Source organism: Mycetocola zhujimingii, from assembly GCF_003065425.1.
Classification (GTDB): Bacteria; Actinomycetota; Actinomycetes; order Actinomycetales; family Microbacteriaceae; genus Mycetocola_A; species Mycetocola_A zhujimingii.
Window position 1 is genome coordinate 1,987,885 of sequence record NZ_CP026949.1, and the last position, 25,570, is coordinate 2,013,454.

Annotated in this window: 26 protein-coding genes and 1 tRNA gene; 7 read left to right on the forward strand and 20 right to left on the reverse strand. The window is 64.6% G+C overall.

Annotation, left to right across the window (positions count from 1 at the left end):
- Positions 1-65: 65 nt before the first annotated feature.
- Genes C3E77_RS09495 through C3E77_RS09525 form a run of 7 tightly spaced genes read right to left on the reverse strand, consistent with a single transcriptional unit; the run spans position 66 to position 4,622 of the window.
- On the reverse strand, positions 66-512 hold the full coding sequence (locus C3E77_RS09495) for a pilus assembly protein TadG-related protein (RefSeq protein ID WP_108391416.1): 447 nt from the start codon (positions 510-512) through the stop codon (positions 66-68).
- A complete protein-coding gene (locus C3E77_RS09500; protein WP_108391417.1) occupies positions 509-943 on the reverse strand; it encodes a hypothetical protein in 435 nt (144 codons plus the stop codon). The genes C3E77_RS09495 and C3E77_RS09500 overlap by 4 nt, the downstream gene beginning before the upstream one ends.
- 25 nt (positions 944-968) lie before the next feature.
- A complete protein-coding gene (locus tag C3E77_RS09505; protein WP_232528817.1) occupies positions 969-1,373 on the reverse strand; it encodes a TadE/TadG family type IV pilus assembly protein in 405 nt (134 codons plus the stop codon).
- 1 nt (position 1,374) lies between these two features.
- Positions 1,375-1,560 (reverse strand): hypothetical protein, encoded by a 186-nt coding sequence (locus C3E77_RS09510; RefSeq protein WP_108391418.1) that lies wholly within the window; start codon positions 1,558-1,560, stop codon positions 1,375-1,377.
- 34 nt (positions 1,561-1,594) lie between these two features.
- On the reverse strand, positions 1,595-2,533 hold the full coding sequence (locus tag C3E77_RS09515; protein ID WP_198412134.1) for a type II secretion system F family protein: 939 nt from the start codon (positions 2,531-2,533) through the stop codon (positions 1,595-1,597).
- On the reverse strand, positions 2,530-3,393 hold the full coding sequence (locus C3E77_RS09520; protein WP_108391419.1) for a type II secretion system F family protein: 864 nt from the start codon (positions 3,391-3,393) through the stop codon (positions 2,530-2,532). The genes C3E77_RS09515 and C3E77_RS09520 overlap by 4 nt, the downstream gene beginning before the upstream one ends.
- Positions 3,390-4,622 (reverse strand): TadA family conjugal transfer-associated ATPase, encoded by a 1,233-nt coding sequence (locus C3E77_RS09525; protein WP_108391420.1) that lies wholly within the window; start codon positions 4,620-4,622, stop codon positions 3,390-3,392. The genes C3E77_RS09520 and C3E77_RS09525 overlap by 4 nt, the downstream gene beginning before the upstream one ends.
- Before the next feature lie 136 nt (positions 4,623-4,758).
- Between C3E77_RS09525 and C3E77_RS09530 the strand changes: the two genes are divergently transcribed.
- Positions 4,759-4,840 (forward strand) — tRNA-Leu (locus C3E77_RS09530).
- 63 nt (positions 4,841-4,903) lie between these two features.
- The gene (locus C3E77_RS09535) at positions 4,904-5,665 is read left to right on the forward strand and encodes a DedA family protein (protein ID WP_108391421.1); all 762 of its coding nucleotides are present in this window, start codon (positions 4,904-4,906) and stop codon (positions 5,663-5,665) included.
- Here C3E77_RS09535 and C3E77_RS09540 read toward each other — a convergent pair.
- From C3E77_RS09540 to murI, 4 genes are all read right to left on the reverse strand, one after another.
- The gene (locus C3E77_RS09540; RefSeq protein ID WP_108391422.1) at positions 5,662-6,570 is read right to left on the reverse strand and encodes a cation diffusion facilitator family transporter; all 909 of its coding nucleotides are present in this window, start codon (positions 6,568-6,570) and stop codon (positions 5,662-5,664) included. The two genes, C3E77_RS09535 and C3E77_RS09540, sit on opposite strands and share 4 nt — an antisense overlap.
- Before the next feature lie 139 nt (positions 6,571-6,709).
- The gene (rdgB, locus tag C3E77_RS09545; protein ID WP_108391423.1) at positions 6,710-7,321 is read right to left on the reverse strand and encodes an RdgB/HAM1 family non-canonical purine NTP pyrophosphatase; all 612 of its coding nucleotides are present in this window, start codon (positions 7,319-7,321) and stop codon (positions 6,710-6,712) included.
- On the reverse strand, positions 7,318-8,061 hold the full coding sequence (gene rph / locus C3E77_RS09550; RefSeq protein ID WP_108391424.1) for a ribonuclease PH: 744 nt from the start codon (positions 8,059-8,061) through the stop codon (positions 7,318-7,320). Before rph ends, rdgB begins: the two co-directional genes overlap by 4 nt.
- 51 nt (positions 8,062-8,112) lie before the next feature.
- Positions 8,113-8,949, reverse strand: coding sequence for a glutamate racemase (murI, locus tag C3E77_RS09555; RefSeq protein WP_108391425.1), 837 nt, complete (start codon positions 8,947-8,949; stop codon positions 8,113-8,115).
- An 87-nt stretch (positions 8,950-9,036) separates the two neighbouring features.
- Here murI and C3E77_RS09560 point away from each other — a divergent pair, with 87 nt between their 5' ends.
- A complete protein-coding gene (locus C3E77_RS09560; RefSeq protein ID WP_108391426.1) occupies positions 9,037-10,371 on the forward strand; it encodes a nicotinate phosphoribosyltransferase in 1,335 nt (444 codons plus the stop codon).
- An 11-nt stretch (positions 10,372-10,382) separates the two neighbouring features.
- Here the strand turns inward: C3E77_RS09560 and C3E77_RS09565 are convergent, their stop codons facing one another.
- Genes C3E77_RS09565 through C3E77_RS15650 form a run of 3 tightly spaced genes read right to left on the reverse strand, consistent with a single transcriptional unit; the run spans position 10,383 to position 15,094 of the window.
- Positions 10,383-10,673: a DUF3039 domain-containing protein gene (locus C3E77_RS09565; RefSeq protein WP_108391427.1), complete on the reverse strand. Its 291-nt coding sequence runs from the start codon at positions 10,671-10,673 to the stop codon at positions 10,383-10,385.
- Positions 10,674-10,700: 27 nt separating this feature from the next.
- Positions 10,701-12,284: a hypothetical protein gene (locus C3E77_RS09570; protein ID WP_108391428.1), complete on the reverse strand. Its 1,584-nt coding sequence runs from the start codon at positions 12,282-12,284 to the stop codon at positions 10,701-10,703.
- Positions 12,260-15,094: an ATP-binding cassette domain-containing protein gene (locus C3E77_RS15650; protein WP_234031173.1), complete on the reverse strand. Its 2,835-nt coding sequence runs from the start codon at positions 15,092-15,094 to the stop codon at positions 12,260-12,262. The genes C3E77_RS09570 and C3E77_RS15650 overlap by 25 nt, the downstream gene beginning before the upstream one ends.
- A gap of 259 nt (positions 15,095-15,353) precedes the next feature.
- Here C3E77_RS15650 and C3E77_RS09585 point away from each other — a divergent pair, with 259 nt between their 5' ends.
- From C3E77_RS09585 to C3E77_RS09600, 4 genes are all read left to right on the forward strand, one after another.
- Positions 15,354-16,046 carry a phosphocholine cytidylyltransferase family protein gene (locus C3E77_RS09585; RefSeq protein ID WP_108391430.1) on the forward strand — a complete coding sequence of 231 codons (693 nt, stop codon included), beginning with the start codon at positions 15,354-15,356 and terminating at the stop codon, positions 16,044-16,046.
- Positions 16,047-16,117: 71 nt separating this feature from the next.
- Complete coding sequence (locus tag C3E77_RS09590) at positions 16,118-16,924, forward strand: ABC transporter permease (RefSeq protein WP_234031174.1); 807 nt, start codon at positions 16,118-16,120, stop codon at positions 16,922-16,924.
- A complete protein-coding gene (locus C3E77_RS09595) occupies positions 16,924-17,667 on the forward strand; it encodes an ABC transporter ATP-binding protein (protein WP_108391432.1) in 744 nt (247 codons plus the stop codon). The genes C3E77_RS09590 and C3E77_RS09595 overlap by 1 nt, the downstream gene beginning before the upstream one ends.
- A gap of 83 nt (positions 17,668-17,750) precedes the next feature.
- Complete coding sequence (locus tag C3E77_RS09600) at positions 17,751-18,605, forward strand: hypothetical protein (protein WP_108391433.1); 855 nt, start codon at positions 17,751-17,753, stop codon at positions 18,603-18,605.
- 14 nt (positions 18,606-18,619) lie between these two features.
- Here C3E77_RS09600 and C3E77_RS09605 read toward each other — a convergent pair whose 3' ends face one another.
- The 6 genes from C3E77_RS09605 to C3E77_RS09630 all read right to left on the reverse strand — a co-directional run bounded on the left by C3E77_RS09605 (position 18,620) and on the right by C3E77_RS09630 (position 25,512).
- Positions 18,620-19,954: a CDP-glycerol glycerophosphotransferase family protein gene (locus tag C3E77_RS09605; RefSeq protein WP_108391434.1), complete on the reverse strand. Its 1,335-nt coding sequence runs from the start codon at positions 19,952-19,954 to the stop codon at positions 18,620-18,622.
- A gap of 18 nt (positions 19,955-19,972) precedes the next feature.
- On the reverse strand, positions 19,973-20,851 hold the full coding sequence (locus C3E77_RS09610) for a glycosyltransferase family 2 protein (RefSeq protein WP_108391435.1): 879 nt from the start codon (positions 20,849-20,851) through the stop codon (positions 19,973-19,975).
- Positions 20,844-21,659 (reverse strand): CDP-alcohol phosphatidyltransferase family protein, encoded by an 816-nt coding sequence (locus C3E77_RS09615; protein ID WP_108391436.1) that lies wholly within the window; start codon positions 21,657-21,659, stop codon positions 20,844-20,846. Before C3E77_RS09615 ends, C3E77_RS09610 begins: the two co-directional genes overlap by 8 nt.
- A complete protein-coding gene (locus tag C3E77_RS09620) occupies positions 21,640-22,728 on the reverse strand; it encodes a glycosyltransferase family 2 protein (RefSeq protein WP_232528821.1) in 1,089 nt (362 codons plus the stop codon). The genes C3E77_RS09615 and C3E77_RS09620 overlap by 20 nt, the downstream gene beginning before the upstream one ends.
- A 143-nt stretch (positions 22,729-22,871) precedes the next feature.
- Positions 22,872-24,569 (reverse strand): S1C family serine protease, encoded by a 1,698-nt coding sequence (locus C3E77_RS09625; protein WP_108391437.1) that lies wholly within the window; start codon positions 24,567-24,569, stop codon positions 22,872-22,874.
- Positions 24,570-24,792: 223 nt separating this feature from the next.
- Positions 24,793-25,512, reverse strand: coding sequence for a PKD domain-containing protein (locus C3E77_RS09630; protein ID WP_162924968.1), 720 nt, complete (start codon positions 25,510-25,512; stop codon positions 24,793-24,795).
- Between the last annotated feature and the right edge of the window lie 58 nt (positions 25,513-25,570).

The following is a 25,570-nucleotide window of genomic DNA, read 5'->3' on the forward strand; positions in this document are numbered from 1 at the left end:
CCGCGCGGCTCAACCCCTTGACACTTCTCTGAGGCCTGCATGAGTGCCCCCGCCCGCCGCGACGGTCAGCCGAAGACACTCCGCGCCACACTGGTGACGTCGAGACGGATGCCGTCAGGCACGAAGGCAGTGATCACCGGCGGTCTCCAGTACGACGAGAGCGTCACGGTTGCGCTCTTCCCGTCTACGCTCACCGCCTGCTCCAGCCGCAGCTCCTCGAACTTTCCGCTGGGGTGCCCGTCGAGGAAGTCCTCGACCGCGGCGTGAACATCCCCGGATGACAATTCGACGCTTGGCACCCCATCCGCGAGTGACACCGTCGACAGGTCGAATGCCTCAGCGCCGACGAGTGCAGCGGAGTCGGCCAGGCTGAACAGCCGTTTACGTTCCAGATACAGCGACGTTGCTGCCGAAACCACAAGGATCAGAATCAGTGCGAGCATTCCGTAGAAGATCACCAGGATCAGAGTCGAACCCTCCTCCCCACCAACCCGCCGCCGGAACACGATCATTGTCCGGTCCAGAACCGTGACACGCGCTGGGTCGCGGTCGACTCAACGGGAACACTCGCTCCCGTTGAGAGGTCGAGCACGTCAGGTACGAGCGGGAGCGGAATTGCCACCCTGACCGTCACGGTCACCGTCGCGTTGCGGGCGGGACAGGCAGGGGCGCCGGTGCAGTGGACCGCGACCGTGGCCGCGGACGAGTCGACGCCATAATCGGCCAGGCCAAACTCAACGGCACGCCCCGCCCGGATCGCTGCCTCCTCCTGGTTCGGCGCCTGCACGTAGACCCTGGCCGCCTGACGTGCGGCGCCTTCCACCGCGAGCGTCCCGGCCTGGAGTGCGGCGAGCGCGAGAACGAGGTAGACGAGGGGCACAAGAAGGATGAGACCGACCGTGATGAATTCGAGGGATGCCGTCCCTCTCTCTCCGCGGAACATCCGGCGCAAGGACCGGCACCTGCGCCTAAGCGTTGTCGTCGAGCGTTTCCACGGCGGCATGCGCGGTCACCTCCAACCCGCTGCCAGGCCCGAGCAGGCCGATGAGCGGCAGCGTCGTCACCACGCGGACCTCCGCGCTCGGGTGACCACGGTACGTGCCGTAGCTCGCGGTGACGTCGTCGGCGTAGTCCGGCCCTACTGCTGCCGCGATCAACTGCCGTGTTCTCTCGACCCCCTCGGCCAGGCCGTTGTCCGCGAGCGCTGCATACCGCGCACCCTCCGCTGCAGCGTCGGTGACGGTGTTGCGAACGTGGAGCGCAAGGCCGAGCTGCATCACCGAAACGGTGAGCAGTGTCAGCAGAACGGTGACAAGCGTGAACTCGACGACGGCGGAACCGTCGTCGCTTCGCCAGTCGGGCTGCCTGATCACCTCACAGCCCGGAGACCCTGCTGATCGCCTGCTCGAAGATTTGGCTCAGAGCGGGGCCGGCAAGCCCCCAAATGACGATCACGAGGCCAGCCGTCATCAGGGTGATAAGTACCCAGCCCGGCACATCACCCGCATCGTCGGCGAGTTGCCCTGTGGCTGATCGGTGAAGGCGCCGCAGTGTTTTCATGAGGTTCCTCTCTCGTTGTGGTGGTGCGCGTGTGTTAGAAGCCGGCTTGAAGGACGAAGATGCCAGGGAAGATCGCGAAGAGAATCGACAGCGGGAGGATGAGGAAGACGAGGGGCACAAGCATGGCCACCTCTTTCTTCCCCGCCACCTCGAGCAGCGCTCTTTTCGCCTCGTCTCGAGCGTCTTGCGCCTGGGCACGGAGCACCTCGGCGAGGGGCGATCCGCGTTCGAGCGCAGCGACGATCTGCTCAATGCAGCGTGTGAGCGAGGGGACGTCGGCGCGGCGTGAGACATCCGTCAGGGCGGTGGCCAGCGGAATCCCGGTATTGACCGCTGTGACGACCGCACGAAACTCCTGGCTCAGTTCGCCCGAGCCGATTGCACCCATCCGCCGGAGTGCATCGAGGATCCCCTCCCCCGCTGACAGGCTCAAACTCAGGAACTCGAGAACTGTCGGCAACTCAGCTGAGATACGGGCAACCCGGGCAGTCGCCTGCCGAGTGAGAATGGTGTCACGGAGGACGAGCCCGACGATGCCGCACGCTGGTGGAAGCGCGACAACGAGCGGAAGAGGCAGGAGCTGGTTGCTGCCTCCGATGCCGGCGCAGATCACACCGACACCGGTCCCCGCAAGAAACCACAGCACCTGTTCCATCCGGAACCGCTGCACATCCCCGTCGGAGCCGGCACGGTCGAGGTTGCGCCGCACGGTGGCGTTACCCCCGAGCGCCGCAGTGAGAACCGCCGTAAGGCGATGCACGACAGGACTGAACAACCGCCCGAGTATCGGCAGCGGGTCGGTAAACCGCTTCTCGCTGTATTTGCGCGCCCCCTCGGATACATCGACGAGATACGGGGCAACCCGGTCCGCCAGCGTTGGACCGCCGAACCTCGGCAGCATCGCCACGATCGACCAGAGCCCAAGTCCGAGTGTCACACCGAACACGAGTCCCCACGCCACAGCCGTGGTCACGTGAACCACCGTCTCTCCTGCGGGAGCCGACCAAGCGCCAGCATCAACCGATATGCCACCACCGACACCGCCGCTCCAACCACGATGAGCACAGACCCGCCCGCTGAGTTGTACGCGAGCGATGCCTCCGGCCTGGTCGACAGCAAAAGCAGGATCAACCACGGCGCAGCGACACCGAGCTTGGCTGCACTCTTGATCCAGGACTGCCGGGCTTCCACCTCGGAGCGGATCGCGTTGTCTGACCTGAGATAGCTGGAGAGGCTCCGCAGGACCGTGGTGAGGTCAGCTCCGCCAACCTCTCGAGCCATCCGCAGCGTCTCGATGATGCGATCAGGAACCGGATCAGCCAGTGCATCCTTCAAACGATCGAGGCTGCCACCGAACGATCCCGTGCTGCGGTAGTCGCGCTCGAACGAAACGAACTCTCCACGCAGCGCTTCCGGCCCTGTGTGTGCGAGGGACGCGACGGCATCGGGCAGCGCGAGTCCTGACCTGACGGAACCAATCAGGTGATCGACGACGTCCGGCCAGAGTGCACGGTGCGCCGCACGTTTCACGCGCGCGCGCCACCGCACGAGCAGCACAGGAATCGCGCCACCGAGAACCGCGGCGCTCACGGCGAGGGCGACAACGCCAGTGACGGCGAACGCGACGGCGGCGAACAAGACACCGGTGAGCACGGAGAGGGCCAGGAAAACACCGACGGGAACTGCGCCGAACCCGGCTGCAGACAGCGTGGTCGTGAGTCTCCCTGTCCGCCGTAGCCGGGGCTCTGGCCGGGGTGCTCGCGGGGGAAAGAGCCACGGCGATGCGGTCAGCACCACGCCGGCGGCGAGCAGGCAACCCAGCAGCAGCGTCACCCGAGTCCCCTCCGCAGGATGGGCAGAGGATCGATACCGGCCGCCTCGAATTTTCCGGTCCGTGTCGGGTAACTCCCGCTCGGCTCGAGAAGTCCGTCACGCACCGCGAACAACCGGCTTGTCTCAATTACGGGGCCGGTGACGACACCCGTGACAGCGAGGATCTCATTGACGCGTCGGAGCCCACGTCGGTCAATATCGAGGTGCACCACCAGGTCGATGCAGGAGGCCACCGTGGGCTGGACGAAAGACGAATCGATGTTGCGGCCGGCGAGGAGCGGAAGGGTGGCCAGCTTGACCAGGGCGTCTCGCCCCGAATTGGCGTGAATCGAGCACATCCCTGGCAGTCCGCTGTTGAGCGCGATGAGCAGGTCAAGGCTCTCCGCCTCACGCACCTCACCGACGATGAGTCGGTCGGGCCGCATTCGGAGCGCCTCCTTGATGAGCCGCCGCAGGGTGATCTCGCCGGAGCCCTCGAGGTTTGCCTGCCGACACTGCATCGCAACGACATCCTGTGCGGACAAATCAAGCTCGAATGTTTCCTCGACGGTGACGATGCGCTCCCGCGCCGGCGCGGTTCCGAGCAGAGCGCCGAGGAGCGTGGTCTTTCCTGCCTGGGTCGCCCCCGACACCAGGATGTTCAGGCCCGCGCCCACCGACGCCCGCAGGAATTCCGCCGCCTGCGCACTCAGCGACCCGAGGGCCACCAGCTGCGCCAGGTCACGGACGCTGCGCCGGAACTTCCGGATATTGACGGACATGTGTTTTCGAGTCACGTCGGGGATAACGACGTGCAGGCGAGAGCCGTCAGGGAGTGATGCGTCGACGAACGGAGAACTGAGGTCGACGCGGCGGCCCGTGGATTGCAGCATCCGTTCCACGAGGTCCCGCACCCCAGCCTCGGTGAGAACCGTGTTCGTCAGTTCAGAGACACCATCGCGTGCGATGAAGATCCTGGTCGGTGAGTTGATCCAGATCTCCTCGACGCTCGGGTCGTCGAGGTACTCCTGGAGCGGCCCGAGGCCGGTGAGTGAGGCCACAACCTCACGCTCTGTCGCAGCCTCGTCGTCGATGAGCGGATGGGCTCCGGCCAGCGCTCTCTCGCTGTATCGCCGCACCTCGTCACGAACATAAGTCTGGGCCAGTCCTGTCGACGTCGAGAGATCAGCACCATCTCGACGCACGCGCTCACGAACACGGTCCGTGATGATCTGCGCCGCCGACGACATGGACGAATTCTGCACGAAGCGGAAAGCTCCCGTGTGAGTTATCCACAGGCCCCGCTGCGGGTCCGGAGATCGAAGCATCCGTGACCCTGCGAATCCGGTTCGCGAACGCCCGCTTCCCCCTAGACTTGTTGCGCCAGCGGGAGTGGTGAAATTGGCAGACACGCAGGATTTAGGTTCCTGTGCTTTCGAGCGTGTGGGTTCAAGTCCCACCTTCCGCACGGAACCGGTGGCGTAAGCCGCTCTGACCATCCACGAGCACGACCTACGGAGTAGTAGCCGCCATGATTTCGACAGGCCTCATTCCCTGGCTGGACCCTGAGAGCATCATCAGCGCGGCCGGACCATGGGCGCTCGTCGTTGTGTGCTTCATCGTTTTCGCCGAGACCGGATTGCTGATCGGATTCCTCCTTCCCGGAGATACGCTCCTCGTCATCACCGGGCTGCTCACGTTCCACGGCATGCACTCGGCCACGACTGCCGGCCTCGAGCTCGACATCTGGTGGGTGGCGCTCGCCATTGGGTTTGCCGCGTTCCTCGGCGGTGAGGTCGGCTATCTGATCGGCCATAAGGCAGGCCCCCGGATATTCGAGCGCAAGGAATCAGGGCTCTTCAGTGTGAAGAACGTCCAGCGCACCAACGCGTTCTTCACCCGATTCGGCGGCCTCGCCGTGATTCTCGCCCGCTTCGTGCCGATCGTTCGCACCTTCGCCCCCGTCGCTGCGGGCGTCGGCCACATGGACTACAAGAAGTACTCGTTCTACAACTTCGTCGGCGCCATCATCTGGGGTGTCGGACTCACCTACTTCGGTTACCTTCTTGGCTACATCCCGCCGGTCGCCACCTTCGTCCAGGAGTACATCGACGTCATCCTGATCGGCGCCGTCGTGATCACCCTGATTCCGACGGTCTGGCACTACGTACAGTCGAGCCGCAAGGCGAAGCGCGAGATGGCCGCGGGACCCGATGGCCTCACCGACGCTGAAGAAGCCGCCCGGCTCGTGCTTGACCCGGAGACCTTCAACAAGAAGCCTGATCTTCCCTAGGGGTGCTGCGGATGCTCGTGGCCGGCGTGTTTCGCCGGCTCGAGCTGGAACGTGGAGTGCTCAACGTCGAAGTGGCCGCTCAGGCACTCGGACAGCGTGTCGAGCATTTCTCCGGTTCTCCCCTCGCTGAACACCTCGGAATCGACGACCACGTGGGCGGTGAACACCGGTTCGCCCGACGTGATCGACCAGACGTGGACGTCATGCACATCGACGACGCCTGGCGCGCGCCTGATGTGGTCGCGAATCTGCTGCACATCGGTGTCTGACGGAGACGATTCGTTGAGCACCCGCCACACGTCCCGGAGCAGGACCCACGCGCGGGGAAGGATGCCAGCGGCGATCAGCAGCGACGCTATGGCATCCACCTGGACCAGGCCGGTGAACAGGATGATGATTCCGGCGATGAGAACGCCAACCGACCCGAGCAGGTCGCCGAGCACCTCGAGGTAGGCACCGCGCATGTTGAGGGATTCTTTGGCGCCACTGCGCAGGACCATCATCGATACCGCGTTCGCGACGAGACCGATGGCTGCGACGACGAGCATGGGCGCGGCGAGGATCTCGATCCCGCTCGGGTCGATCAGGCGCTGGATGCCCTGGAACGCGATTCCGACGGCGACCACGACGAGCAGCAGCCCGTTGAGCAGCGCGCCGAGCACCTCGGTGCGGCGGTAGCCATAGGTATGCCGTTCGCTCGCCGGCCGGGCAGCGATGATCAGAGCGACGAGGGCGATGACCAGCCCGGTGAGGTCACTGAGCATGTGTCCGGCGTCGGCGAGCAGGGCAAGCGATCCGGTCAGGATGCCGCCGACAACCTCCGCGACGAGCACGACAGAGACGATCGCGATGACGATGAGCAGCCGCGAGCGGTTGACGTCGTGTGGGGCGTGGTCATGGGCCATACCTCAACGCTAGGCCGAGCGGGACCCATCCGCCACACGGCAACGCTTGATGCTAACGATGGCCATTCTCATTCCGGTGCGCCCGATCGGCCAGCGCAACTGCTGGCCGCACTGGCTCGTGTGATGAGGGTTCGGTGATTCAGGCGGATGCGACGGATTGCAGGGTCGGGATGAGATCGGCGAAAGCCCTCGCTCGATGGCTGATTTCGTTCTTCGTCTCGGGTGGCAGCTCGGCCGACGATACGTCGTACCCCGATGGGATGAAGATCGGGTCGTAGCCAAAGCCGTTTTCGCCCCTGGCCTCTGTTGCGAGCGTCCCTGGCCACACTCCGACCGAAACGTGCTCGAATCCCTCTCGGTCCTGATTTCCAGGAACCACGAGCGCGATGTGGCAGTGGAACTCTGCCCCGCGGTGCTCGGGGGCGATGTCAGACAGCTGCGCGAGCAAGAGATTCAGGTTGTCTCTGTCGTCGTGCCCCGGGCCTGACCACCGCGCCGAGAAGATCCCCGGCGCGCCGCCAAGAACGTCGACGGAGATACCGCTGTCGTCGGCCATGGCGATGCGACCGGTGTGCGCGGCGGCTGTGCGCGCCTTGATCAGCGCATTTTCGCTGAAGGTCACGCCGTCTTCGACGGGTTCAGGGCCGTCGTAGGCGAGAACGGTGATCTCCGGCATGGCCGCGCTGAGGATCCGCTGGAACTCCTGGACCTTGTGCTGGTTATGGGTTGCCAGCACGACCTCGATCGTCACTCTGCGCTCCGAGCGAGAGACTTCACCTGGAGCGCGGTGAGGTCCGCGGCGCCACCGACGGCAAGGTCAAGCAGTGCGTCGAGCTCCCGGCGATCGAACGGTGCGCCCTCCGCGGTGCCCTGGACCTCAACAAAGAGACCGCGACCGGTCACAACGACGTTCATGTCGGTTTCGGCGCGGACGTCCTCGACGTATGCGAGATCCAGCATCGGCTCTCCGTCGATGATGCCAACCGATACTGCAGCGACGCTGTCGATGAGTGGAGTTGCCTTCTGCCCGATGAACTTCTTCTCCCGCGCCCACTCGATCGCGTCAGCGAGAGCGACGTACGCACCGGTGATCGCTGCTGTGCGCGTTCCGCCGTCAGCCTGAAGCACGTCGCAGTCGATGACAATGGTGTTCTCGCCGAGGGCTTTCGTGTCGATGACCGCACGAAGGCTGCGCCCGATCAGGCGGGAGATTTCGTGGGTGCGGCCACCGATCCTGCCCTTGACCGATTCCCGGTCCATGCGGCTGTTCGTCGACCGTGGAAGCATCGAGTACTCAGCGGTCACCCATCCCTTGCCCTTGCCTGCGAGCCAGCGGGGTACGCCGTTGGTGAAGGATGCCGTGCAGAGAACCTTCGTCTTTCCGAACGAGATGAGCGCACTGCCTTCGGCCTGGTCGCTCCATCCGCGCTCAATGGTCACCTCCCGCAGCTGGGTGTTGGTGCGGCCGTCTTTGCGGATGGTGTCTGTCACGGGTACTCCTGAGAAAAGCGCCGACGATCGGCGGATGTGGAAAAAGACTGGCTAAGAACCGTATGCCCTGAGCGCCGCGAGATCGATGACACCTGTCTGGACCAGGTCGACGTGGGATATCTCCCGACCGATCAGACGGTGGGCGAGTTCGAGGAACTCAGCCTCGCTGGGTCCGGTCGCCTCGTAGTGGTGCGCCGGCGGCCTGGGGCTCGTACGTTCCATATCCCCGGAGACCAGCACACGGTACACATCGTTTGCGGTCTCGGTGTCGCTCGAGACGAGCGTCACCCCTGGGCCCATGACGTACGAAATCGCACCCTTGAGGAACGGATAGTGGGTGCATCCGAGAACAACGGTGTCGACATCAGCGGATACGAGCGGACGGAGATACTCCTGAGCGGTTGCCAGCACCTCGGGTCCCGTGGTGATCCCCGCCTCAACGAATTCGACGAACCGCGGGCATGCTGCCGTGAACAGCTGCAGTTCCGGCGCAGCGGCGAACGCGTCTTCATAAGCTCGGGAGTTGATGGTCCCCTCGGTGCCGATGACACCGACGCGCCCATTCCTGGTGCTCGCCACAGCGCGGCGCACAGCGGGCTGGATCACTTCGATCACCGGGACGGAGTAACGCTCCCGCGCGTCCCTGAGCATGGCGGCGGACGCCGTGTTGCAGGCAATGACGATCATCTTGACACCCTGTGCCACGAGGTCGTCCAGCACCTCGAGCGAGAACCGCCTGACGTCAGCGATGGGCTTCGGGCCGTATGGCGAGTGCGCGGTATCGCCGACGTAGAGGATTTCTTCGTTGGGCAGCTGGTCCTGAATCGCACGAGCGACTGTCAGCCCGCCGACTCCGGAGTCAAAGATTCCGATTGGCGCATCATTCACGCGTTCCAGCCTACCGGCTCCATACGGCCGCAACCCGGCACGCGCAAGCGGGCACCGGATGCCTGACGCCATCGATAGGCTGGCGGGGTGAGCCACTCGACGTCATCGGAAACCTCAACAGCCCTCTTTACCGACCGTTATGAACTGACGATGGTCGATGCTGCGCTCGCGCACGGCACCGCCGACACGGAGTGCATCTTTGAGGTGTTCGGGCGCCGGCTGCCCGGTGCCAGGCGCTACGGCATTGTCGCGGGCACCGGTCGCCTCCTCGAGCTGATCCGCGACTTCCGTTTCGGCGACCCGGAACTCAGCTGGTTGCGGGAGAACAACGTGGTGTCGGCACGCACTCTCGACTGGCTGAGCAATTACAGGTTCTCCGGAGACATCTGGGGGTATCGCGAGGGTGAGGCATACTTCCCGAACTCTCCCGTGCTCACCGTTGAGTCGACGTTCGCGGAGGGGGTCCTCCTCGAAACCCTCATCCTCAGCGTCCTCAACTACGACACCGCGGTCGCGAACGCGGCAACGCGCATGGTGACGGCGGCCCACGGCAGGCCGGTTGCCGAAATGGGCTCCCGACGTGCAAACGAGCACTCGGCGGTGGCGGCCGCACGTGCCGCGTACATCGCCGGGTTCGACGCGACGAGCAACCTGGAAGCCGGCCGTACCTGGGGCATCCCGACGATGGGGACGGCTGCGCACGCCTTCTCCCTGCTGCACGAAACCGAGGAGGAAGCGTTCCGTGCACAGATCGCTGCGTCCGGGCCGGAGACAACGCTCCTCGTCGACACCTACGACGTGGAGCAGGGCATCACGACGGCGGTGAAAGTGGCGGGTCCCGAACTCGGCGCGGTCCGGCTGGACTCGGGCGACCTGCCCACCCTCGTCCTCGAGGTTCGCGAACAACTCGATTCGCTCGGTGCGACCCAGACAAAGATCACCGTCACCAACGACCTCGACGAGCATGCCATCGCCGCCCTCGCGGCAGTGCCGGTTGATTCCTACGGGGTAGGGACGTCAGTCGTCACCGGGTCTGGATCGCCCGCCGCTGGCATGGTCTACAAGCTCGTCGCCCGAAAGGACAACGACGGCGGCTGGGTGGCCGTCGCCAAAACGTCTGAGGGCAAGGTCGGGGTCGGCGGACGCAAGTTCCCGGTGCGCCGGCTGAATGGCTCCCGCGTGGCTGTGGAGGAACTCATCTACGTCGGTGACGGACCCGAGACGACGTCCGCAAGGAGTGAACTCGAACGCCCCCTGCTCGTGCAACTGGTGAGCGGCGGCAGGGTTGACGAACGGTACACCGGCCCCGCTGGCACGGCACTCGCTCGAGAGCATCGCGCGCACATCCTCACAGAACTTCCTGCGGATTCCGCCCGGCTGGGTCGCGGGGACCCCGCCTTGCCGACGCGGTTCGCGAAGTAAGGCGCCGGCGTCTACTCGGACTTCATCTTTTCGTAGATGTCCTTGCAGGTCGGGCACACGGGAAACTTCTCCGGGTCACGTCCTGGCGTCCACTTCTTGCCGCAGAGCGCCTTGACGGGCTTGCCGCTGATGGCCGACTGAAGGATTTTGTCCTTCTTCACGTAGTGGGAGAACCGCTCGTGATCGCCGGGCTCAACGCCCTCGCTGTTGAGAAGTTCTTCAAGTTCACGGTCGAGGACTGAGGTGCCACCGGCATCCGGCCGGGATCCGGGATCTGCGATGCTCACGCGTGCGTCAATCATGATCCAATTGTACGCCGTGGCCGTTACCTAATGGCTGACGGCAAACGCGACGATCTCGGGGCCGCGGCGGTCGAAGACGCGTCCGCCTGCCCAAACGCCGAGAACCAGCGTGAACACACCAAGGCCCACTCCCGCCCAGAGGGCGAGCACGTGCCATGACGCATCGTCGGTGAACCCCAGCCAGGCGAGCACACCCGCGGGGGTCGCGACGAGAACGGATGCGAGGAGCCCTGCCGCCTGCGACACGCCGCCGGAGGCGCCACTGGACTGCGGCTGCTGGAACGGGCTGTCTCCCGGCAACGCTACCGGATAGGGAAAGCGCGCAGAGATGAAGCTGGACAGTCCGAGGCCACCGAGGAACAGTGCAGAGGAAACCCCGATCATCGAGGGCAGAACGACCCAGTCGCCGTAGAACTGAATGCTGATCATGGAGCCGACGACCACAAGCGGAACGCCGATCAGGGCCACCGGGAAGAGACGGCCAAGTCGGTCAGCGTAGCCCCGCACTCCCGAGGCGAAATGCAGCCACACGGCGGTCGAGTCAAAGGCGAGGTCGTTGTGCACCGACCAGCCGAGGAAGATCGCCATCACCGGAAGCGGCAGGAGTGCGAGCGGTTCGATCGGCACCCCGACAACGAGGAACGGCACCATCATCACAAACGGCACGATCGGGATGATCACGACCGACATGAGATAACGGGGGTCGCGGGCCCAGTAGGTCATGCTTCGAGCTGCCACGGCTGCGCCTGGCCGCGCGGGCATCAGGTCGAACCAACCCATTCCCGCGCTGGAGGTGGTCACCACATCGCGTCCGGGATTAACGAGCATGTACGCAACGAGGCGGTCCCAGACAAACCAGAGACCTGCGACTGTTGCCGCGGCGATCAGGAATTTGAGGATGGCGGCGCCGCCATCGCCGATGGCCACATCGCCGGGGAATGACCAGACCGCGCCGAACGGTGTCCAGCTGATGACGTCAGCAGCGCTCCCGAGCACTGCCGCACCGTCTCTGCCCCAGTTCACGCTCGACAGCAGGATGACCGCGGGTGCCAGCAGCACGAGAACGGCAATACCGATGAGGCCCGTGAGTTCCTTCGACCGGCGGGAAGCGAGCAGTAGTGAGGCCGCGGCGGTGGCGATACGGGCCGCGATTACGCAGGTGGCAACAGCGAGCACGGCAGAAAGAAGCGCGAGCATCACGGGCAGGAACCCGCGTGAACCGCTGACCGCGGTTGTGAGGCTCAGGACCAGAACGATCAACACGAGAATGAGCGACGGCACACTCACGAGTGCGGCCACGAGCAGACCGGTGGAGAGCGAGCGGTCGCGCACCCCGAACAGTGCAAACGAGCGCGGGTCAAGGTCGTCCTCGACCCCGAAGATCAAGGGGATGAGAATGAAGCCGAGGATGACGAACGACCCGAGCAAGACAAGAGTGTTCCTCGTGAGTTCGTCTGGAGCGGACCGCAACGCGGCGAGCGTGGCACCGAACAGGTAGAGGAGCGCAAACCCTGCGGCAGCGATCACGACCGCGCCTATCACCCGCCTGGGGCTCTGTCGGAACAGGTTGCCGAGGAACTGAAGCCTCAGTCGGAGAAGCTGTGCAACCATTCCATTCCTTCTGCGGCCTTGCGCCCGCCAGCCAGCTCGACGAAGCGCTCTTCGAGCGTTCCGTCACGCCTGACATCGTCAACAGCACCCGCGTCGAGCACCTCGCCGTTCACGATGATGGCGACGTGGTCGCACACCCTCTGAATCAGGTCCATTCCGTGGCTTGACAGCACGACGGTGCCGCCATTGGCCACATAGTCCTGAAGAATCTCAATCACATTCGCAGCGGAGACCGGGTCCACCGACTCGAACGGCTCATCGAGAACGAGCAGGCGCGGAGAGTGAATCAGGGCGGATGCCAGGGCGACCTTCTTGGTCATTCCCGCTGAGTAGTCGGCAACCAGGCGGTTGAGGGCGTCTTCGAGACCGAACGCGGATGCGAGGTCCTTCACCCGCGCCCGTACCGTCCGGCCGTCAAGGCCGCGGAGGACTCCCGAGTAGTAGAGCAGCTGTGCGCCAGTGAGCCGGTCGAAGAGGCGCAGTCGGTCAGGGAGCACGCCAATCGTTTTCTTGGCCTTCGCCGGGTCTTTCCACACGTCGAGCCCGTTCACGCTGATGGTCCCGGAGTCTGGCCTGAGCAGCCCGGTGACCATCGACAGCGTCGTGGTCTTGCCCGCGCCGTTAGGGCCGACGATCCCGTAGAACGAGCCGCGGCGTACGTCGAGATCGATGCCGTTGACCGCGACCGTGTCACCGAAGCTGCGCGAGAGATTCCGGATGCTCAGGACGACGGGCGACTCGTCAGGTACTGTGTCCCCCGCGAGCGCCGGACTCTCGGCACGACCAACAGGTTCGCCGGCTTCGACACCTTCGACAGCAGACGGAACAGGCTCAACGTTGTCCAGCGGCCGGGGCATCACCTCGGTTGCGGAGTCCGCAACCGGAAGAACAACCGTCGACGCCTCTGTGGCGAAAACTTCGGTCTCAGCGTCGTCGTTCGCCAGGAGTTCGATGGTGACGTCGTCGCCGATGGGGTCGTGGGAGGCCGGCACCTCGGAATCGGCCCACGCGGTGCCGTCCCATGCCGTCTCAGTCCACGCGGCATCCGCCCACTCGGGATCGGCCGATCCAGCGGCGGCCTCATCGGCCGGGTGGTCATCGACGGCCAAAGGCTGTTCGTCCGCAGCGGTGAAGCGCGGTTCGGCGGCCGCTCCGATGTCGGGAACGACCGTGCCGTCGATCGCGGCGTCGCCGGCAACGGGATCGGGCGTGAACGGATCCCGGGGCTCATCCTCGACCGCGATGGCGCGTTCGTCGCGATCACCGTTGTCGGTATCGAAAACAGACCAGTCGTCCGCCGTCGGCTCTGCACGGCCGCCGAGGTCACCCTCTGCGGTGCCAGCGTCGCCCTCTGCGGTGCCAGGCGTTGCGCGAGCCTCCGGCTCGTCGACTTCGGACCCCGCTGCGGTGGCCGGAACGAGCGTGAGGAACGGCCAGCGTTTACTCCAGACGAACTTGAGCGGCTCGTGCTCCTCGAGGCCCGTCGCTTGCTCCGCGGCATCCGGCATCGTTTCGAAGCGGAGGGCGGCTTCTTCCGCGGACATCGGAGGAAGCGGGGGCAGATCGTCGGTTACCCGGGGCGTCACGACGGTCTCGTCGACGAGCCGTGCGCTCTCAGCCACCGGCGAATCGCCAGCCGCATGGGAGGGAGCGCCCTCGGGTGCTGCGCCCGTCAGTGCATCGACAGCTTCGTCACTCCCCTGGCCATCGGCGGCGACCGGAGAGACCGCCTCTGCCGGGAGCGGTGGCACGGGAGGAACGACGGGAAGAGGCGGCGCGGGGGGAATATCCAACTGAGCCGGAGCGACGTGCCCAGCGATACCGGAGGGCGACTTCGCCACCGCGGCAGCGGCCTGCGCGCGAGGGGTCCCGGTTTTCGATCCGGCAGCCTTATTCGTGCGCGCTGACGCTGCCACCTTCTTCGTCGCGGGTTTTTTCTTCGGCACCGTCGGAGTCGCTTCGGCGGGAGCGGGGGTACCGCTGTCGTCGAACGCAGTGGTTCCGCCGGAGGGTGGCTGAGTTTGCGATTCGGATGCCGGGGTCGTCGCCGGCGCCTCCACTGAGGCGCTGTCGTTTGAGGCGCTGTCGTTTGAGGCGCTGTCGTTTGAGGCGCTGTCGTTCGCGAACGACGGGTCAACTGCCGCTGACGCCGTTGCTGCCGTCTTCGCCGTGCTCCGCCCGGGAGTCGTGGCCGGCTTTGTCCTTGGTGGCGTCTTTGCCGGTTCGCTCCCGGCCTCAGTCCCGGTACCGGCAGCGGGGGCGTCGGTCTGCTTCCTGGCGGCGGTCGACCGGGTCGTCTTCTTTGCAGTCGTGGGCGTCGGCGCAGAGGCCGGAACCGCAGCCCCTGAGGAGGCGTCAGAGCCTTCCGCGACCGGAGAGCCAGCGGGAGCCGATGTCCCGGCCTTCGTGCTTGGCGCCCGTGGCGCCCTGGGCTTCGTTGTGCGTGGGGCAGCCTTCTTTACAGAGGGACGCGCTTCATCGGGCTGACCGCTCTCGCCGTCGCCCGCTCCAGCGGCTGTCGCCTCTGCCTCCGCAGGCGAGACCGTCTCCGGAGCGCGCTTAACAGGTGTTTTCCTCGGCGCCGAAGCAGTCCGGGGCTTGGCAGGCGTTTTGGGCTTGGCAGGCGTCGCGGGCTTGCCGGCTGACGTGCCAGTGGTGTCCTTGACCAGCCCGGTTTCCACGTCGAGGCTGTCGCCGGATACAGGACTTGTCCGGGTCTCGTGCGCATCGCTCAGCGAACTGTCGGGACGTGAACCGTTCTCGGGGTCTTCTGGTGTGTCGTCGGGGAAAGCGCGCGGCACAATAGTCACTGATCCAACCTACCCCTTTGGCCCTGCCTGATTCGAGGCCGATGCAATTTTTCCGTTACAACCGAACCTGTCAATACGCCGAGTGCCTTATTACGATACGGCAACAACGACCGCCCTGATGCTGACCCCACTACAGGTGCCGCGCTAACGTAGGCGAAGGCATAACGGGGTGTCGTTTCATCTACTTTCAGGTTAACTCCGCGTAAATTCCGCCACAGCAGGCGGCCGGACAACGTGAATCAATCTTGAGGAGAATCTCGTGACCACCCAGGTTGTAATTCTGGCAGCAGGTATGGGAAGCCGACTCGGCCGTTCACTGCCAAAGCCACTCACCGAGTTGAGCGACGGCCGCACCATCATGCAGCAGCAGTTCGACAACATCCACCACGCGTTCGGCAAGAACGTCAAGGTGACGATCGTCGTCGGCTACAAGCTCGAGCACATCATCGAAGCCTTCCCCGAAGCATCGTTCGTTTACAACGAGCAGTACGACCAGACCAACACTTCGAAGAGCCTCATGCGCGCCCTGAACTCGTCGCAGCCCGGTGGCGTGCTGTGGATGAACGGCGACGTGGTGTTCGACCCCGCAGTTCTCGATCGCGCCGCAGTAATGATGGCGCGCGACCAGTCGTTCGTCACCGTCAACACGTCGAAGGTGTCTGACGAAGAGGTCAAGTACACGACAAGTGCCGAGGGCTACATTCAGGAACTCTCCAAAACCGTCAAGGGCGGACTCGGCGAGGCTGTCGGCATCAACTACGTATCCCGCGACGACAAGGCCAACCTGCTCCGCCAGCTGGCTCGTGTCGACGACCAGGACTACTTCGAGCGCGGTATCGAGCTCGCAATCGCCCAGGACCGGATGCTCGTTGAGCCTGTCGACATCTCCGACCTGTACGCCGTCGAAGTCGACTTCGCAGAAGACCTCGAGCGAGCGAACCTTTACGTTTGATCCTCATCGTTCGAACGACCGGCACGCGTCACTGACCGTGCCGGTCTTCGTTTGCGGATATGTTTGAGCCTGTGAGTTTTGATCCCGGCGCGCACCGCAGACAGCGGTCGTACCTCACCCGATATCGCAATGCTCTCTGGCTTCTGACGAAGCGGGATCTCCGCGTGCGTTACTCGACGAGCGCGCTCGGCTACGTGTGGTCCATCCTCGACCCGCTGGTCATGGCGTTCATTTACTACTTCGTTTTCGTTGTGGTGTTCGGGCGTGGCGGCTCGGTGGGCGAAGACCCGTACATCGTCTTCCTTCTCGCCGGACTCCTCCCCTGGATGTGGTTCAACGGCGCCGTGTCTGACAGCACGCGCGCGTTCATTCGCGAGGCTAAGCTCGTCCGCTCCACGTCGATCCCCCGCACGATCTGGGTCAACCGGCTCGTACTGTCCAAGGGGATCGAATACGTCGCAGCTCTTCCCGTCCTCGCTGCGTTCGCGATCTTCACGGGGGCATCCGTCAGCTGGGACGTGCTCCTCTTCCCGCTCGCGATCCTGATACAGGCGACGCTCACGGTGGGGATCTGCCTCATCGTCGCCCCACTGGTTGTGTTCTTCAGGGATCTCGAACGCGCCGTGAAGCTCGTCCTCCGGTTCCTCTTCTACGCGTCCCCGATCGTCTACGGTTTCAGCGATCTCCCCGCCGAACTTCAGCCGTTCGCCGCCTTCAATCCCCTCGGCGGCATCTTCTCGCTGTACCGGTCCGCCTTCTTCCCGCAGCAACTCGACTGGTACCCCGTTATCGTCTCCGCGATCATGAGCATCCTCTTCCTGCTGGTTGGCCTGTGGGTATTCAAGCGTTCCGAGCGCACCGTCCTGAAGGAGCTGTGATGTCAGGACAAGCCCCGGTCATCAGCGTCGTCGACGCCGGCATCCGCTTCCGCCGCAACCGCGGCGGTCGGCGCAATTTCAAGGACCTGTTCTCCGGCAGTACTCGTCGGTCGCGCCCAGGGGAATTCTGGGCGTTCCGGAACGTGAGTTTCGACGTCTCGCCCGGTGAAGCGATCGGCGTGGTCGGCCGGAACGGTCAGGGCAAATCAACTCTGCTGAAGCTCGTCGCCGGCGTCGTCCTTCCCGACGAGGGCCAGGTCACGGTAGCGGGCGGCGTCGCTCCCCTCATCGAGATCACCGGTGGCTTCGTCAATGACCTCACCGTTCGCGACAACGTGTTCCTGACTGCCGGCCTGCACGGTATGACCAGGCGTGAGATCGAAGCGCGATTCGACGACATCATCGAGTTCGCCGAGATCAGTGACTTCATCGACACCCCGTACAAGCACCTGTCGAGCGGGATGAAGGTGCGAATCGCCTTCAGCGTCATCTCGATGCTGGAAGAGCCGATCATTCTCGTCGACGAGGTCCTGGCGGTCGGCGACCGTGGGTTCCGCGAAAAGTGCTACAAGCGCATTGAAGAACTGCTCGCCGGCGGACGCACGCTGTTCTTCGTTTCCCACAACGAAAAGGACCTGCGCCGCTTTTGCACACGCGGTCTGTACCTCGACAAGGGCAAGCTCGTCCTGGACGGCCCGATCAACGAGGTCCTTGACCGGTACAACGCCGAGTACCACAGCTGACGGAGACCGCTGTCAAGCCCGACAGTCTCTCAGCGTACGAACCTAAGCTTGAAGTCCTGCGCCACGCGTCATTGGGGAGTTCCATGAGTACACAGTCCGAACAGGTCCGGATCGTCGACGACGCATTCACCGCAACGCCGCCGATGGACGCCGCCAGGGGCCCGCTCTGGCTTCGCGGCATCGACAAGACCCTCTCCGTGCAGCGGCCCGTGGTTGTTGCGCACGTTCGCGCCGTCCGCCGCCAGTACCCGGGAGCCACTCCCGAGCAGCTCATCCGCGTTCTGGAAAAGCGGTATCTGGCCGCCATCACGTCGGGCGGTGCCGCTGTCGGCGCGACCGCGATGGTACCGGGGTTCGGGACAGGAATCACTATCGCGCTTTCCGGTGCTGAGACGGTCGGGTTCCTCGAAACCACAGCCCTCTTCGCACAGTCGATCGCCGAGGTGCACGGTATCGCGCTGGACGACCCGGTGCGTTCCCGCGCGCTCGTCATGACGCTCATGCTCGGCAAATCCGGCACAGACCTCGTGAAACAGTTCACAGGGCAGGCGTTGAGAGGTGGACCGCCGCGCACGAAGTACTGGGGCCAGCTGGTGGCCTCGAACGTGCCGCAGGCCGTCATGGGTCCCGTCGCAGACGAGCTGAAGCGGCGCTTTCTCAAGCACTTCGCACGGAACCAGGGCTCCTCACTCGTCGGCAAGGCGATGCCGTTCGGTATCGGCGCGGCGATTGGCGGCATCGGAAACCATCTGGCAGGCAAACAGGTGATCGAAGCATCGAGAAGCGCCTTCGGGCCTGCTCCGCTCGTGCTGCCGCTCGAGTTGGAAGCCAGGCAGGGACCGGGACGCGTGTCGACTACCGTTCGTGCGTTGCGCGAGCGGATGCCGACACGGTCACGTCAGGCGAAGGCCAGCCGCTCTACCGAGCGCCCCGACTGACCGAAGCCGCTCGCTCACACCTCGTCGTCGTCCTCGCCCGTTCCACCGGGGGGAACGTCGCTCTGCACGGCCCTGGTCGCAGCGACCGAAACCTGCGGCGCCGAGATCTGCTGCTCCTCATCCGGGGAGTGAAGTTCAGCGAAGTAGTCCCAGCGGTCCATGAGCTGCTGCACTGCCGCGTGGAAACGGGCGGTGGCCGCCCCGGGAGTTGTGTCTCCGAAGTATCTCTCAACCCACTCCGCCAGGCGTCCGACGGCATCCGGATCATGGAGGAGCCTGTCGGTGTGGCGGACAATATTCGGGGCCTCGTCTGCGTCCAGCCACTCGCACGCCGAGAGATAGCCGCCGAGGTCGATCTTCGCTTCCGGGTCGACCGGACGTGTGATCATGAGCGGTTTGCCGCTCGCAAGCCGGTCATAGACCATGGCGGAGATGTCGACGATTGCGACATCCGCCGAAGCGAGCTGCCAGCCGAGCTCTGAGCCGGTGTCGTGCACGTGCCCTGCAGCCGGGTCTGAGGCATTCGCCGCGGCAATCATACTGATGATCTCGCGGTTGGCGGCACCGTATGTGTGCTCGACGACACCGCTCCGCGGGTGCGGTCGGTAGATGACGCGGTGTTTACCCGTCGCGAGAAGCGCACGGACCAGCGCGACACCATGGCTTGCGATCGACCCGTACGCGGCCGATCGGCGGTCGCCCTCCCAGGTCGGTGCGTAGAGCACCACTGTGCGTTCGTCGGGGGTGTACGGGAGCACCCCGGAATAGTGGTCGGCCTGAGGGCGCCCAATCTTGATCGCGCGCTTGTCGAAGTCGTAATCCCAGAGCACCTTTTCGAGGCGTGCAAGCGCAGCGTCACCGGCGACGAAGCTGTAGTCATACGCCTTGAACTGGTTGGTGGTCATGTACATCTTGTCGCTCTCACCGTGGTTGATGAAAACGTGCCACCGCTGTCCGTAGCGGAACATCTGGAAATTCTTGGTGTTCTGGTTGACGTAGAACACGATGCGGATGTCCTGTTCCGCCAGTGTCTGCTCGAGCGACGCGACGGTCCGAACGTAAGCGACCGGCAACGGCGACTCCTCGAAGAGCCGCGTGGCCGCTGTCGCTCCCCTGCTCAGCACGACGACGGGCCAGGTACGAGCCAGTTCTGCCAGCGGTTTGTACCACTGGCGGATCTGGTACATGTTCACCTCGCCGTCGGCGAAATAGACAGCGATCTTGTACTTGCCCGGCTGAAGCGGAGGCAGCTTCGCGAGCCGCTGCGACAGTTCACCCCTGGCACGTCTGTTGGCCAGAAGGTTCCTGCCCATCTTGACGGCTTTGCGCGCGTCGCCGAGTACACCCATGCCTTCAAGGGTACCGAACTAGATGACGGGCGGCCGCCCAGCGCGGGCCATCCGCACAACTGTGCGCCACTTCATCGGCCGCCGTTCGCCGGGGTACACGCGCCACCCTTCGCGCCAACCGGCGAACCATGCTTTCAGTACGGCGGGGTTCCTCCACCAGCGCAGTAACTGGATCCCGGTCCACGTCGCAACGTAGATCGGAACGAGCACGACCGGCAGATTGCGTCGCGCAAGCCACACCCTGTTGCGCGCGTTGAGCCGGTAGTAGTCAGCGTGACGCGTTGGCTGGACCACCGGGTGGTTCGCCTCCAGGTCTCCCGCGTACCAGACGCGCTTTCCCTGGTCCCACACCCGCCAGGCGAGCTCAATGCCCTCATGCGCGTAGAAGAACTCGTCCGCCCACCCTCCGGTGGCATCGAAAACGGACCTCGGCAGGAAGACAGCGGCTTCGAGACAGGAAAACACGTTGCTCGGATGCCGCGGGTCTCCTTTTCGGATCCGGGGAACCCAGCGCAGGGGCGGGGTGATGCCCGTCGGGTCATCGAGCCTCGGCTGCACCAGGCCAATGTCAGGCTGCTGCGTCACAAGGTCGATGCACGCGGTAAGGAATCCGGCATCCGGGATCGAGGCGTCGTCGTCGAGGAAGAAGATGTATTCACCGCTGACCACGGCGGCTCCGCGATTGCGGCCGGCCGGAATCCCGAGGTTCTCAGCGAGACCGAGAGCCCTGACGCCGTCGGGAAGTCCCGTCGGCTGCCATCCGTTGCCCACAACAACGATGTCGAGATCGACAGCATCCTGTGCCTGAACACTGCGGATGCCGCGGGCGAGGTCGTCGGGACGGGTTCCCTGGGTGAGGATCACCACGCCGACAGTGGGGCGGCGGGAGTCAGGCACGAACGCGCCTCGACGCCATGATCGCAACGAAGTGGCCAAACAGCGTAACGATACCGAGGGCGAGCAGAATCACAAGGACCCAGCGCATGGCGAGGACCTCGCCGACGAACAAACCGACAACCGCTGCAACGAAAATCACCATGGTCAGTTCGACCGAGTGGAAAATGCGGTGGAACGGCAGGAACCTGGCGACGCGTCTGGCGACAGCCAGTATCCCGGGGCTCGGGGCTGACTCGCTCTCGCTATAGGTGAGCTTCGCCGCGCCGTAGTTCGCCCGCGCCACCCTGACCATGTCGTTGAGCGCCTTGTTGAGCACGATGACAAGCGCAAGCAACGCGCCGAGGGTCGTGTAGAGATAATCGGCAGGCGCCTCGAACGGATACCCGGCCGCCCGGATCGCGAGAGCCAGCGGGATGAGCGACTCTGTTGAGTAGTGCCCGACCGCGTCGAGGAACGCACCGGCCGGCGACGACGTCCGCCGCCACCTGGCGACTTCACCGTCACTGCAGTCGACGAGCATCTGCAGCTGGCCGAGGACCAGACCGAGAAGCGCGCCCCAGATTCCGGGGATGAGCAGCGCTCCGGCGACACTCCACCCGGTGAGAATCATGAGACCGGTGACTCCGTTCGCGGTAATCCGCGTTCGGAGCAGCAGCCAGGTCAGGTATGGCGAGATATCGCGCAGGTAGAGCGATGCAGTCCAGTGCTCTGCGTTGCGCCTGCTCCGGACCTCCGGCGGCTGGGCAACATCCCGCAGTTCTGAAATCGAGCGTGGTTTGAGGGGGCGTTCAGCCGACGCTTCCGACACTCGAACCTCCGGTTCTTTCGTTCTTCAACGCTGAGATGTTGCTGGCCAGCGAGAGGAAGCCGAGCACAAAGCCGACTCCCCAGCAGAAATGAATACAGGGCAACACTACGAGAAACCAGAGCTGCGTTCTGACGCCGTCATGCCGCGCCACGGTGAACGTGGCTCCGATGACGAGCAGAAGATAGAGGGCGGGGATCGCCCAGCCCAGGGTCAGAATTGCGGTACCGCCCAGCGCCGCCTGAACCAGTCCGATGATTCCCAACACCACACCGATGGCCACGCCCAGCACCATGACGGGTGGCGCGAAGTACCGAAGCGTGTTTTTGCTCGGGAACCGCCGCGTCAGTTCGCCGCGCCACATTCCCGTCGAGAAGAATTGCCGGGCCAGTGCCGACAGTCGCGGTCGCGGCCGATAGGTGACCCTGAGCTCGGGGGTGAACCAGACCACGCCTCCCGCAGCACGCAGGCGGCGATTGAGTTCCCAGTCCTGGCCACGTTTGATGCGCTCATCGAACATGCCCACCCGTTCGAGAGGCTCCCGGCGAAACACACCGAGATAGACCGTGTCGGCAGGCCCTTCGGCCCCGCCGACATGGTGGGGCGTACCGCCGAGCCCGACCTTGCTGCCATACGCACGTGCAACGGCGCGCTCGAACGGCGTCGTCCCCTGCGCATCCATGATGCCGCCAACGTTGGCCGCTCCGGTGCGAGCGATCGCATCCACCGCGAGCCGGGCGTAGTCGGATGGAAGTACTGAGTGAGCGTCGACCCTGACCACGACGGGGTACGTCGTCGCACGGATGGCGATGTTCAGTCCGGCGGGAGTCGACCCGACCGGGTTCTGGATCACACGGATCCGAGGGTCTGCGCGGGAAAGCTCGTCGACCAGCTCGTTCGTACCGTCGATACTCGGCCCGACGGCAATGGCAATCTCGAACGGCCCCTGGTAATCCTGCTCAAGCAGGCTGGTCACCGCTGCCTTGACGTGGGTGACATCGTTGAGAACCGGCATGACATATGAAACACCGACAAGTTCGGCGGTTCCGCCAACTGATGAGTTCTCAGTCATGGTCTCCACTCGCTGAATTGGTCGGCTAGAGCCTACCAGTGAGGATTTGAGCGTCTCCTGCGAGACACACGCCCCGACGGCGCGGAGCGCTCACGACCAAGCGCCCGCGGGCAGATGCCCACGGACGCTTGAATTCGATGTCGCTAGAGAACGAGCTGCCCCAGCGTGACCGTTGCGGTCCTGGTGTCGCCGTCGCGCACGTACGTAACTTCTGCTTCGTCGCCGGCCGCGAGAGCCCGCACCTGTGCGGTCAGGTCGGTCGCCCCCGTGATCGGGTACCCGTTGAAGTTGGTGACGATGTCTCCTGACCTGAGCCCGGCCTCTTCGGCCGCGCCACCGGGCGTGACTTCATTGATCAACGCACCGACGACAGGGCTTCCCTCTGCGCTGGCCGCATCTCCGACCGTTGCACCAAGGAGCCCGTGAGTCGCTTCGCCGTCTTCGATGATCTCCTCGGCGACGCGCTTCGCGACGTTCGACGGGATCGCAAACCCGACGCCGATGCTGCCGCCCTGGCTCGAATCGGAGCCAGCGGTCGCAATCGCGACATTGACACCGATGAGCTTCGCCTCAGCATCAACGAGCGCACCACCGGAGTTACCGGGGTTGATTGCGGCATCCGTCTGGATGACCGACAGTGAGATGACGGCCTGCTCACTCGGGGTCGTCTCCGGCGTCTGACCGGGGATGTCGAAGCCCCACACGTCGTACGGGTCCTGTTCGGTGTCGTCTCCGTTGGAGCCCTCTTCAGGAACCGCGGACGAAGCCACGGTGATGCTTCGGTTCAGGGCGCTGATGATGCCGTCGGTGACGGAACCCGCGAGACCGAGCGGCGCACCGATCGCAACCGCGAGGTCACCCACGTTGAGCTTGTTTGAGTCGGCGAATTCAATCGGGGTGAGCCCCGATGCGTCTTCGAGCTGGATGACGGCCAGGTCGTACGCGGGGTCAGTGCCGACAACTGTGGCGTCGTAGAGCTTGCCGTCGTTGCTGGTCACCCGGATCGCGGGATCTCTGAGCTGCCCATCGAGGGTAACGACGTGGTTGTTGGTCAGAACGTAGCCGTCATCGCTCAGGATGATTCCGGAGCCACTCCCCGCGCTCTCGCTGCCCTCAACGGACAGCGTGACAACACTGGGCGACGCCTTGGCTGCGATGGCGGACACGAGCGAGACATCCGACGTGTCGTTGATCGTGATGTTCTCGGAACCGGTGGCGTTCGGACTGACGGTGCCAGACTCATTGGACATGATCAGGGCGGACGTTCCCGCGCCGGCAGCCCCACCGACGAGCGCGCCAACGGCGAGACCGGCGATCAACAGTCCCACGTTTGACCTACGCTTTTCGCGAGGGGCCGGTGGCTGCGGGTGCGACCCTGGCGCGTAGCCGGTTGAGTCATACCCGGTGTTCGCCGACGCTCCCTGTGCCGGATAGGCGTTGCCCGCAAAGTGGGAGGTGCCGTCATAACCGTTTGCCGTTGGGGCGCCCGGGTACTGGTGAGTCGGGTACTGGGCAGCCGTTGGCACCGTCGGGTCGTGCCGCGGTGAGTGTTGCGCAGACGGCGTTCCCAACTGGTGACCAGCGGGTGTGGGAGCACCGTCCGCCGCGCGTGCCCGGTCAGCGCTGCCGTGAACAGCCGGCCCGCTTTCACTCGATCCCTGCCCGGCGGCCGCCTGCGGCAGATTCGGAGCGGGGGGCGCGCTCTCCTGTGCCTGAGTACCGGCGCTGGGCTCGCCGGACGACGCGGGGCCCGTTTCGGGCGACACGGCGGCATCAGGGTTCTGCGCAGAGGGAACCTGAGGGCTTCCCTCTGGACTGGAATCCTTCGAGTGATCGGTCATGGTGGCGCTCCTTCCAAAGCACAATCAGCATCCCGTTCGGAGCTGTGCGTTTCATTCACGCTGCCTGTGAGCGGGCCAAGTGTCGACTGAGACGTCAAAGCCGCTCGAAGAAACCGGCGTGGAGCGGGATCTCACATCATCAAAGACTACCTACTCTGCCCTAATCGAGCCCGGGACCTTCGTCCTGTCACGGGTTCGACTGCTCCGGAGATACGCGCAGGTGTCAGCAGCCTGGACCCCGCGGATTTCTGGTGCACTCTTTGTCTACGAGGACCGTCCTGGCGTCGCCCGCGAGTGCCGCGATGGTGACCGCGGGTGACGAAAGAGTGCCATCGATCGTTATCCAGGATGCGCCAGCCGCTCGGTATTCCACGGCGAACGCGACGGTCACCGTGACGGCGTAAACGCCCGTGTCCGCATAAATGTGGCTGGTCGCGGTTGGTGAGAACTCGGGCAGCCCGAGCTCGGCCCACGTCGCGCCCGGAACTGTGGTCCGGGAGCGCGAACCATCTCCCCACGACCAGTGATAGCTCACCGGTGTGAAGCGAACCTCGATAGGTACGTCGAAGAGAACACCCGGTTGAACATGACGGCTCGTATCCGCGATGAAATTTGCCGGAAGGCCGGTTACGAGCCAGCCGTCAGGCTCCATCGTGAGCGTCGGAGCGGTCGGGCTGAAGCGCGCGAGGTCGCTCAGCGTCACTACATCGGGAAGACAGAGCGTGCCCGAGACACACTGCAGGCTGCGGTCGATTCCTCCCGGCCCGTCGGAACCATCCGCGTTGCCATTGTCACCAGTTCCGCCATCGTCGTCGCCGCCGTCGTCGCCGCCGTTCTGACCGCCGCCACCCCCTCCGCCGCCGTTGTCCTGATCACCACGGATGATGGCCTCGCCGTTCTCGAGACTGCCGCCGGTGCAGAATCCATTCAGCTTGTCCACCACGTCGCAATTAGCGGCCTCCGCGACCTCTGCCCCGGGCATAAGTGCCACTGCTGCTGCG